The sequence below is a fragment of the Brevundimonas sediminis genome (assembly GCF_048799765.1).
Lineage (GTDB): Bacteria > Pseudomonadota > Alphaproteobacteria > Caulobacterales > Caulobacteraceae > Brevundimonas.
In genome coordinates this window covers 66723-76898 of sequence record NZ_JBLYQK010000015.1, presented here as the reverse complement: position 1 = coordinate 76898, position 10176 = coordinate 66723, and the positions used below count along the sequence as shown (strand labels likewise).

Here is a 10176-nt window from a genome sequence, read left to right as displayed (position 1 = left end):
GGTCGCGGCGACGGGCCCGTCCTCGCGGCGGCCCCGGGCCGGGCGATCCCCGCGATCACGGCCGCGGCCGCGCTTGTCGCCCCGGCCGCCGTCACGGCGCGGCTGGTCCTTGATGGCGCTGAAATCGACGCCGTCCAGCGGCAGCTCGACGGGGTCTTTCTTGATGAGCTTCAGCACCTTGTCGAGCGACTTTTCGTCGGCCGGGGTGGCGATCATGAAGGCCTCGCCCAGACGTCCGGCGCGGCCGGTGCGTCCGATGCGGTGCACGTAGTCGTCGGCGTGGTGCGGGACGTCGTAGTTGAACACGTGGCTGACCGCCGGGATGTCCAGGCCGCGGGCCGCGACGTCGGAGGCGACCAGCAGCTTCAGTTCGCCCGAACGGAAGTCCGACAGGGTCTTCATGCGCAGGGACTGGTCCAGGTCGCCGTGGATCGGCGCGGCGTCGAAGCCGTGCGTCTTCAGCGACTTGGCGACGATATCCACTTCCGACTTGCGATTGCAGAAGATGATGCCGTTCTGCACCTCGGACCGCTCGATCAGCATGCGCAGGGCGGTGCGCTTGGCCTTGGGATCGGACGTCGGCAGGCGGGTGATGTACTGGGTGATGGTGTCAGCGGTCTGGGCCGGACGCGAAACCTCGATCCGGGTCGGATCCTTGAGGAACTGCGTCGTCAGACGGGTGATCTCGGGCGGCATGGTGGCCGAGAAGAACAGGGTCTGGCGCTTGGGCGGCGTCAGCTTGAAGATCTTCTCGATGTCCGGGATGAAGCCCATGTCCAGCATGCGGTCGGCTTCGTCGACGACCATCAGCTCGACGCCGGTCAGGAGCATCTTGCCGCGCTCGAACAGGTCGATCAGGCGCCCCGGGGTGGCGATCAGCACGTCCACGCCCTTGTTCAGGGCCGCGACCTGGTCGCCCATGGAGACGCCGCCGATCAGCAGCACCCAGTTCAGCTTGGTGCCCTTGGCGTATTTGGCGAAGCTTTCGGCGACCTGGTCGGCCAGTTCGCGGGTCGGCGCCAGCACCAGGGCGCGGGGCATGCGGGCGCGGGCGCGGCCGGACTGGAGCCGGTCAATCAGGGGCAGGGTGAAGGCGGCGGTCTTGCCGGTGCCGGTCTGGGCGATGCCCAGTACGTCACGGCCGGCGAGGGCGACCGGAATGGCCTGGGCCTGGATGGGGGTGGCGGTCGTATAGCCGGTATCGGCGACCGCCTGCAGGGTCGTGGGCGAGAGGCCCAGCTGAGAAAATTCCGTCATGGGTCCTTGGGACTGTCAAAGGGACGTCCCGCGCATCGGGGCGTCATGCGATGTCGCGGAACCGCCCTGTGCCGTGGGCGAGCGGGCGGCGCGAATTCGCCAGTCCTGTCCCGTAACGTGGGCCGCATATAGAAGCCCCTGCGCCAGAGTCAACTATTCGTGTCACACCGTTCGGGGGTTGGCATAACCTTACAGGCTGTTAATAGTCGGCCCGGGAAGGGTTATCGAGAGGGTAAAACAGCATGCTTCGCACGCTTGCTGCAGCGACCGTCGCTGTCGTCTGTCTGGCCGCCACGCCGGGACAGGCCAATATGAACGCCGCCTTCGGCAACACCGTCGTGTCGCGTTACGCGGACGGCGGCTGGGTCCGGCACTATTTCGACGCGGACGGGTCCTACCGGGCCCGCTGGTCCGACGGGACCAATCTGACCGGCCGCTGGCGGGTCCAGGGCGAGCGGGTCTGCCTGAACAACATCCGTCCGCGCTTCATGTGGATCGACAGCTTCTGCCAGGACATGATCGACGCCGACGTCGGCGACACCTGGCAATCGCGCGACCCGCTGGGCCGTCGCGTGCAGAACTCGCTGGTCGCCGGGCGCCAGTAGGCCCGGCGCTTCCGCCATCGGCGCAAACACAAACGGCCGCTCCCGAAGGAGCGGCCGTTTTGTTTTCATCGCTTGCGATGCAGGGAAACGAGGTGCGCCACTTTCAAGGAAAGTGGCGCGAGTGACGGGGCTCGAACCCGCGACCTCCGGCGTGACAGGCCGGCACTCTAACCAACTGAGCTACACCCGCGTTTCCCGGCCGAAGCGCTGGTGCGCCGCGGCGAGGGGCGTCGTTTAGGCGGGCTCGCCGGGCGCGTCAACAGGTCGTGTCAGGAAAAATTCGGATCAGCGTTTCGCGAGCCCCGGACCGGCCACGGCGGCGGCTTCCGCCGGGGCCGACGGACCCGTCAGACCGCCCTGCGCCGGGGCCTCGATCGCCACGGCGGGCGGGGGCGCCTCGTAGCGAACCCCGACGCCGGGCCCCAGCGGCAGCTCGAAGGCGACCCAGGCGGCCACCATCAGCAGGCCCGCGACGAGGAAGGCCCCGGCGTAGGGAAGCATGGTGGACATCAGCGAGCCGAGGCCGAAGCGGGGATCCCAGCGCTGGGCGAAGGTCAGGATGAGCGGGAAGTAGCTCATCAGCGGCGTGGCGATGTTGGTGACGGAATCGCCCATGCGATAGGCGGCCGTGGTCATCTCGGGGCTGATGCCCAGCAGCATGAACATGGGCACGACGATCGGGGCGAGGGCTGACCACTTCGCCGAGGCCGATCCGATGAACAGGTCGAAGATGCAGGACACCAGCACCACGACGATCAGGAGGAGCGGGGCGGGCAGGGCGATCTGCTGCAGGCCCGCCGCGGCGTTGACCGCGAGAATCGGGCCCAGGCCGGACCAGTTGAACATCGCCACGAAGTGGGCGGCGAAGAAGGCCAGGACGATGTAAGGCGCCAGCTGGGACAAGCCCTCGACCATCATCCGCACCATGTCGCGGTGGGACTTCACCGACCCGGCCCCGGCCCCGAAGGCGCCGCCGGCGACGAAGAAGGTGATGGCGAAGAAGGCCACCAACGAGCGGTAGAGCGGGTTGAAGGTCTGTCCGGGCTCGGCCTCGGCGTCCACGAAGGGCGAGCCGGGCAGGAGGGCGATCAGGGTCCACAGGCCGATCATGCCGAGCACCGCGAGGCCGGCCCAGGCCAGGCCACGCCGTTCCGGCGCGGTGAGGGGCGTCTTCTCGTCGGCCGCGGGCGCGCCGGCGGCGGAGGTGGGCGTCCAGGCGCCGAGGCGGGGCTCGATGATCCGGTCGGTCATGAACCAGACGATCGGAGTGAAGACCAGCACCACGCCGACGATGAAGAACCAGTTGCCGGCGATGTTCACCGAATAGGACGGATCGATCAGGCGGGCGGCCGGCTCGGTGATGCCCAGAATCAGCGCGTCCGAGGCGCCCGGGAAGAGGTTGCCCGCATAGCCGCCCGACACCGCCGCGAAGCCGGCGGCGAGACCGGCGAGGGGATGACGGCCCGCGGCGGCGAAGATGACGGCGGCCAGGGGAATCACCACGACATAGGAGGCGTCCGACGCGTGGTGGGAGACCATGCCGGTCACCACGACCACGGGGGTGAGAATCGCCCGGGGCGCATTCAGCAGGGCGCCGCGGATGGCGGTGGCGAACAGGCCCGATCGCTCGGCGACCGAGGCGCCGTAGATGATGGTGATGACAATGCCCAGCGGCGGAAACTCCGACAGCGTCCGGGGCATGCCGATGATGAGTCGCTCAAGATTCTCCGGCGAGAGCAGGCTCTGGGCCGCCAGGGTGTCCCCGGTGACGGGGTTGACGGCCGACCAGCCCAGGCCGGAGCCGATCAGGCTGAGGATGACCAGTCCGAGGATCAGCCAGAGGAACAGGAAGACCGGGTCCGGAAGGCGGTTTCCGATCCGCTCGACCGTGTTCAGAACCCGTGCGCCGATAGCCATTCGCCTCTCCCCGGACGATGAAGTTTACGTGACGCGAGGGGACGCGACGGGGGCGGGCGGCGCAAGGGGAACGACGTGCGACCAACTGTCCGTAAAGCTGCGAACCATTCTCAATAAAATCCTTTCATCGCATGGGTTTGAACCGCGGGCGATCCGGGTCTAGAAAGCGCCGAATCCGCCCCTCCCTCTGTGGCGGACGAGGTCCAAACGGATGAATGCATTCCTTCTCGAATATCTGCCGATCGTGATCTTTCTCGGGATCGCGGCGGTGCTCGGGCTCGGCTTCATGCTGGCCGCCTGGGTGCTGGCCCCCAAGAACCCCGACTCGGAGAAGCTGTCCGCCTATGAGTGCGGCTTCAACGCGTTCGACGACGCGCGCATGAAGTTCGATGTGCGGTTCTATCTGGTGTCGATCCTCTTCATCATCTTCGACCTGGAAGTGGCCTTCCTGTTCCCGTGGGCGGTGTCGATGTTCGACCTGTCGCACGCCGGGATGGTCTTCGCCTTCTGGTCGATGATGGTCTTCCTCGGCGTCCTGACCGTCGGCTTTATCTACGAATGGAAGAAGGGCGCGCTCGAATGGGAGTGACGACCAACAACGTCCCGCTGATCGGCATGGGCAACTCCGGCGCGTCGCCGGTGGGCCCGGGCTCGACCTCGCCGGTGGCCTACGGCCTCGGCGCGCGTTCGACCGTCGAGGGGTACGATCCGGCGATCCACGACAAATTCTTCGAGGCGGTGAACGCCGAGCTCGGTGAGCGCGGCTTCCTGACGACCTCGCTGGACGACGTCATCAACTGGGCCCGCACCGGCTCGCTGATGTGGATGACCTTCGGTCTGGCCTGCTGCGCCGTGGAGATGATGCAGGCCTCGATGCCGCGCTTCGACATGGAGCGCTTCGGCATGGCCCCGCGCGCCAGCCCGCGTCAGTCGGACCTGATGATCGTCGCCGGCACCCTGACCAACAAGATGGCCCCGGCCCTGCGCAAGGTCTACGACCAGATGCCGGACCCGCGCTACGTCCTGTCGATGGGCTCCTGCGCCAACGGCGGCGGGTATTATCACTACAGCTACAGCGTTGTTCGCGGTTGTGACCGGGTCGTGCCCGTGGACGCCTATGTGCCCGGGTGCCCGCCGACGGCGGAGGCGCTGCTGTACGGGCTGCTGCAACTGCAGAAGAAGATCCGTCGTACGGGGACCATCGACCGATGACCTCTCTGGTGAAACAGCAAGAGCTGGAAACCGCCCTGACCCCGCTGGGCGCCGAGATGGTGGCCGAGCTGGGCGTGCAGGCGCAGGTGGCCTTCGGCGAGCTGACGCTGGTGGCCGAGCGCGACCGGATCGTCGAGGTGCTGACGGCGCTGAAGACCCGTTTCGGCTTCCAGCAGCTGCTGGACCTGTGCGGCGTCGACTTCCCGGATCGCGAGGAGCGGTTCGAGGTGGTCTATCACCTGCTGTCCCTGACCCGGAACGCGCGCCTGCGCGTGAAGGTGACGACGGACGAGGTGCAACCGGTGCCGAGCGTGACCCCGGTCTATCCCTGCGCCGACTGGTTCGAGCGCGAGGCGTTCGACATGTACGGCATGCTGTTCTCGGGCCACCCGGACCTGCGCCGGCTGCTGACCGACTACGGCTTCCAGGGACATCCGCTGCGCAAGGACTTCCCGATGACCGGCTATGTCGAGGTGCGGTACGACGAGGAACAGAAGCGGGTCGTCTATGAACCCGTCAAGCTGACCCAGGAATTCCGCAACTTCGACTTCCTGTCCCCGTGGGAAGGCGCTGAGTATCCCGCCCCGGTCCTGCCGGGCGACGAGAAGGTGAAGTGATGGCCGAAGGTTCGAGCATTCCGGCTCCGATCGGCGCCACCGACGTCTTCGACGACATCGACGACGGCCGCACCGCCCACGCCCGGGCGATGGACGATCGCAAATTCACCATCAACTTCGGCCCGCAACACCCGGCCGCGCACGGCGTGCTGCGTCTGGTGCTGGAGCTGGACGGCGAGCTGGTGACCCGCGTCGACCCGCACATCGGCCTGCTGCACCGCGGCACCGAGAAGCTGATGGAGGCGCGGACCTATCTGCAGAACGTGCCGTACCTGGATCGCCTCGACTACGTCGCGCCGATGAACCAGGAGCACGCCTTCTGTCTGGCGATCGAGAAGCTGCTCGGCGTCGAGGTTCCGTACCGCGCCCAGCTGATCCGGGTCCTGTACTCGGAAATCGGCCGCATCCTGAGCCACCTGCTGAACGTGACGACCCAGGCCATGGACGTCGGCGCCCTGACGCCGCCGCTGTGGGGCTTCGAGGAGCGCGAGAAGCTGATGGTGTTCTACGAGCGCGCCTGCGGCGCTCGCCTGCACGCCAACTATTTCCGTCCGGGCGGCGTCCACCAGGACCTGCCGATGGACCTGATCGACGACATCGGTCGCTGGTGCCAGACCTTCCCGGCGGCGCTGAAGGACATCGAGTCCCTCGTCACCGAGAACCGCATCTTCAAGCAGCGCAACGTCGACATCGGCGTGGTGTCGAAGCAGGAGGCCCTGGACTGGGGCTTCACCGGGGTGATGATCCGCGGCTCGGACATTCCGTGGGACCTGCGCAAGTCGCAACCCTATGAGTGCTACGCCGACCTGGAGTTCGACATCGCCGTCGGCAAGAACGGCGACTGCTGGGACCGCTACCTCTGCCGCATCGAGGAGATGAAGCAGTCGGTGCGGATCATGGAGCAGTGCATCCACAAGCTGCGCAACTGCCCCGGCGAGCCGGTGATGGTCGAGGACAACAAGATCGTCCCGCCGCGCCGTGGCGAGATGAAGCGCTCGATGGAAGCGCTGATCCACCACTTCAAGCTCTACACCGAAGGCTTCCGGACGCCGGAAGGCGAGGTCTACGCCTCGGTCGAGGCGCCCAAGGGCGAGTTCGGCATCTATCTGGTGTCGGACGGCACCAACAAACCCTGGCGCGTGAAGATCTCGGCGCCGGGCTTCCGCTCGCTGCAGGCGATGGACTGGATGAACCGCGGCCACATGCTGGCCGACGTGTCCGCCATCCTCGGCTCGCTCGACATCGTTTTCGGAGAAGTGGACCGATGAGCGTTCGTCGTCTCGCCAAGGACCAGCCTGAGTCGTTCGCCTTCTCGAAGGCGACCAAGACCAAGGCGGAATGGTGGATCAGGAAATATCCCGAGACCCGTCGCCAATCGGCGGTGATCCCGGTGCTGTGGCTGGTCCAGAAGCAGGAAGGCTGGGTGTCGGAGCCCGCCATCCGCGCCGTCGCCGAACTGCTGGGCATGCCGTTCATCCGGGTGCTGGAGGTCGCGACCTTCTACACCATGTTCATGCTGGAGCCGGTCGGCTCGGCGGCGCTGATCCAGGTGTGCGGCACGACGCCGTGCATGCTGCGCGGCGCCAACGACCTGATGGACGTCTGCAAGAAGAAGATCGGCCCGAAGCAGACGCTGAGCGCCGACGGCCGCTTCACCTGGGAAGAGGTCGAGTGCATGGGCGCCTGCGCCAATGCGCCGATGGCCGCGATCAACGACTACTATTTCGAGGACCTGACGCCGGACAATCTGGCCCAGATCATCGACGACTTCGCCGCCGGCAAGACGCCCAAGCCGGGTTCGCGCGTCGGTCGCCATACGTCGGAGCCGGAAGGCGGTGCGCGCACCCTGACCGACCCGAAGCTGTATGACGGCTCGGCCGCCAAGCCGATCAAGACGCTGCCGAACAGCGAGCCGGTGAAAGCATGAGCCTGCCGGATCTCGACACCGATGAAGGCCGCGCGGCCTACCGGGCCGAGGTGAAGGCTGTCGGCCGCCCGTTCCGGCTGGCCGGCCTCGTGCTGATTCTGCTGGGCGCCGGCTATGTCATCGCCACCCGCTATGACGCCCTGCCGGTGACCCAGTCCCTGATGCTGGTCGCATACGGCTTCGTCGCCGCCGGGTGGGCGCTGTTCCTGTACGCCACCTGGCTGCGCACCCGTCACCACAAACGCCGTCTGGCGGAAGGACTCTAGGAACCATGGTCGGTATCCTCGAAGACAAGGATCGCATCTTCACCAACCTCTATGGTCTCCAGGACTGGGGCCTCGAGGGCGCGAAGAAGCGCGGCGCGTGGAACGCGACCAAGGACATGCTCGACCTCGGTCGGGACTGGATCATCACCAACGTCAAGAACTCGGGCCTGCGCGGACGCGGCGGCGCGGGCTTCTCGACGGGTCTGAAGTGGTCCTTCATGCCCAAGGAAGTGAAGGATCGTCCGCACTACCTGGTCGTCAACGCCGACGAATCCGAGCCCGCGACCTGCAAGGATCGCGAGATCATGCGCCACGATCCGCAGCTGCTGATCGAGGGCTGCCTGATCGCCAGCTTCGCGATGCAGGCCCACGCCTGCTACATCTACCTGCGCGGCGAGTACGTGCTGGAGCGCGAGCGCATGGAGGCCGCGGTCAAGCAGGCCTATGAGGCCAGGCTGATCGGCAAGGACAACGTCCACGGCTGGGACTTCGACGTCTACATCCACCACGGCGCCGGCGCGTATATCTGCGGTGAAGAGACGGCCCTGCTGGAGTCGCTGGAAGGCAAGAAGGGCCAGCCGCGCCTGAAGCCGCCGTTCCCGGCGGGCGCCGGCCTGTACGGCTGTCCGACGACCGTGAACAACGTCGAGTCGATCGCCGTGGTCGGCACCATCCTGCGCCGCGGCGCGGACTGGTTCGCCAGCTTCGGCCGTCCGAACAACACCGGCACCAAGCTGATGTCGCTGGCCGGGCACATCAACACGCCCTGCGTGGTCGAGGAGGCCATGTCGATCCCGCTGCGCCAGCTGATCGAGGATCATGGCGGCGGCGTGCGCGGCGGCTGGGGCAATCTGAAAGCCATCATTCCGGGCGGCGCGTCCTGCCCGGTGATCACCCGCGAACAGGCCGAAGTCGCCCTGATGGACTTCGACTCGATGCGCGAGCTGCGCTCGTCGCTGGGCACGGCGGGCGTCACGGTCATGGACGAGTCCACCGACATCGTGAAGGCGATCGCCCGCATCAGCTATTTCTTCAAGCACGAGAGCTGCGGCCAGTGCACGCCGTGCCGTGAAGGCACCGGCTGGATGTGGCGCGTGCTGGAGCGGATGGCGATCGGCGAGGCCGACCCGTCGGAAATCGACATGCTGCTGGAAGTCTCGACCCAGATCGAAGGTCACACGATCTGCGCCCTGGGCGACGCGGCGGCCTGGCCGGTTCAGGGCCTGATCCGTCACTTCCGCCACGAGATCGAGGACCGCATCTCCACCTACCGCAGCCGCCGCGCGAACTTCGCCGGCCACGCGATCGCCGCGGAGTAGGCATGCGCCTGACCGTCGTTCCGATGCTGGCTCTTCTGGCCCTCGCCGCCTGCGGCGAGCGGACGGACGCGCCTGCCTCGAGTCCGGCGGAGAAGGCGGCGGCCGGGGCGCCGGTCTCGGACGCCACGGTGACGGCCCCGGCGGGGGCGCTGACCGCGGCCGACCTGCGCCGGGTCTGCCGCGCCGGTCTGGCGGCGATCCACGGCCAGGAGGTGTCGGCCATCGCGGTGGACGGCCTCGAGGGCGAGGTGGTGAACCTGTCGTGGCGCGCGCCGGTCGACGGCGGTCGGCGCCGGGGCCAGTGCCGGGTCGACGGCGACATGATCGTCTGGAAGCCGGTCGACGCACCGACGGTCGACGCGAACCGCTGGATGAACCGGTCGGGCGATCCGGTGACGCGCTATGTTCTTGACGGCGACGCCGTCACCATCAACACGACCCTGCCGGACGGAACGTCCGCCTCGCAGACGGTCGAGCTGGCCGCGGAGCGTCTGTGATGACCGCGGCGAAGGCTTTTTCGGGGGGATCGGCGCAGTCGCCGGTCCGTAGCTTGTTCAACTGGGGAGTTTGACTATGCGCGGCAAGATTCTGAACTTTGACGACTACACCGGCTCGGGCCTGATCAGCGGCGATGACGGCGGCCGTTACACCTTCACGCGCGGCGGCCTGATGGGCGAGCCGGGCGCCTCGCTGGCCGGGTCGGACGTCGACTTCGAGGTCGTCGACGGCGTGGCGACCAACGTCTATGTGACGTCGACGCAGCGCGTCGCCTCGAGCAGCGAGAAGAACAAGATCGTGGCGGCCCTGCTGGCCTTCTTCCTGGGCACGCTCGGCATCCACAAATTCTATCTGGGCAAGACGACCGCCGGCATCATCATGCTGGTGTGCGGCACCGTCGGCTGGCTGCTGATCCTGCCGGGCGCAATCATGGCCCTGATCGCCTTCATCGAATTCATCATCTACCTGGTCAAATCGGACGAGGACTTCCACCGCGACTACGTCGTGGGGAACAAGTCCTGGTTCTGATCACGTCCGCTTAAGTCAAGAAACGCAGAG

The 10176-nt window shown here is 67.0% G+C and carries 12 protein-coding genes and 1 tRNA gene; 10 read left to right on the top strand and 3 right to left on the bottom strand.

Annotated features, from left to right (window positions below; all coding sequences use genetic code 11):
• On the bottom strand, window positions 1–1257 hold a 1257-nt coding region (locus ACLQ7T_RS10175; RefSeq protein ID WP_420479330.1), incomplete at its 3' end, for a DEAD/DEAH box helicase.
• A gap of 242 nt (window positions 1258–1499) precedes the next feature.
• Here ACLQ7T_RS10175 and ACLQ7T_RS10170 point away from each other — a divergent pair.
• Entirely contained in the window at window positions 1500–1862 is a 363-nt protein-coding gene (locus ACLQ7T_RS10170) for a hypothetical protein (protein ID WP_420479329.1), read from the top strand.
• A gap of 113 nt (window positions 1863–1975) precedes the next feature.
• Here the strand turns inward: ACLQ7T_RS10170 and ACLQ7T_RS10165 are convergent.
• Window positions 1976–2052, bottom strand: a tRNA-Asp gene (locus ACLQ7T_RS10165).
• 95 nt (window positions 2053–2147) lie between these two features.
• A complete protein-coding gene (locus tag ACLQ7T_RS10160) occupies window positions 2148–3779 on the bottom strand; it encodes an AbgT family transporter (RefSeq protein ID WP_420479328.1) in 1632 nt (543 codons plus the stop codon).
• A 211-nt stretch (window positions 3780–3990) separates the two neighbouring features.
• On the opposite strand from ACLQ7T_RS10160, the gene ACLQ7T_RS10155 reads away from it, so the two are divergent.
• From ACLQ7T_RS10155 to ACLQ7T_RS10115, 9 genes are all read left to right on the top strand, one after another.
• The gene (locus ACLQ7T_RS10155; protein ID WP_420469499.1) at window positions 3991–4368 is read left to right on the top strand and encodes an NADH-quinone oxidoreductase subunit A; all 378 of its coding nucleotides are present in this window, start codon (window positions 3991–3993) and stop codon (window positions 4366–4368) included.
• A complete protein-coding gene (locus ACLQ7T_RS10150) occupies window positions 4338–4991 on the top strand; it encodes a NuoB/complex I 20 kDa subunit family protein (RefSeq protein ID WP_420469500.1) in 654 nt (217 codons plus the stop codon). The genes ACLQ7T_RS10155 and ACLQ7T_RS10150 overlap by 31 nt, the downstream gene beginning before the upstream one ends.
• Before the next feature lie 23 nt (window positions 4992–5014).
• A complete protein-coding gene (locus tag ACLQ7T_RS10145; RefSeq protein ID WP_420479334.1) occupies window positions 5015–5608 on the top strand; it encodes an NADH-quinone oxidoreductase subunit C in 594 nt (197 codons plus the stop codon).
• Window positions 5608–6876, top strand: coding sequence for an NADH-quinone oxidoreductase subunit D (locus ACLQ7T_RS10140; RefSeq protein WP_420479327.1), 1269 nt, complete (start codon window positions 5608–5610; stop codon window positions 6874–6876). The genes ACLQ7T_RS10145 and ACLQ7T_RS10140 overlap by 1 nt, the downstream gene beginning before the upstream one ends.
• Entirely contained in the window at window positions 6873–7535 is a 663-nt protein-coding gene (gene nuoE, locus ACLQ7T_RS10135; protein WP_420479326.1) for an NADH-quinone oxidoreductase subunit NuoE, read from the top strand. Before ACLQ7T_RS10140 ends, nuoE begins: the two co-directional genes overlap by 4 nt.
• Window positions 7532–7801 carry a hypothetical protein gene (locus ACLQ7T_RS10130; RefSeq protein ID WP_420469503.1) on the top strand — a complete coding sequence of 90 codons (270 nt, stop codon included), beginning with the start codon at window positions 7532–7534 and terminating at the stop codon, window positions 7799–7801. The genes nuoE and ACLQ7T_RS10130 overlap by 4 nt, the downstream gene beginning before the upstream one ends.
• Before the next feature lie 5 nt (window positions 7802–7806).
• On the top strand, window positions 7807–9120 hold the full coding sequence (nuoF, locus tag ACLQ7T_RS10125) for an NADH-quinone oxidoreductase subunit NuoF (RefSeq protein ID WP_420479325.1): 1314 nt from the start codon (window positions 7807–7809) through the stop codon (window positions 9118–9120).
• Window positions 9121–9122: 2 nt separating this feature from the next.
• Window positions 9123–9617: a hypothetical protein gene (locus ACLQ7T_RS10120; RefSeq protein ID WP_420479324.1), complete on the top strand. Its 495-nt coding sequence runs from the start codon at window positions 9123–9125 to the stop codon at window positions 9615–9617.
• 76 nt (window positions 9618–9693) lie between these two features.
• Window positions 9694–10146, top strand: coding sequence for a TM2 domain-containing protein (locus ACLQ7T_RS10115; RefSeq protein ID WP_420479323.1), 453 nt, complete (start codon window positions 9694–9696; stop codon window positions 10144–10146).
• Window positions 10147–10176 lie beyond the last annotated feature (30 nt).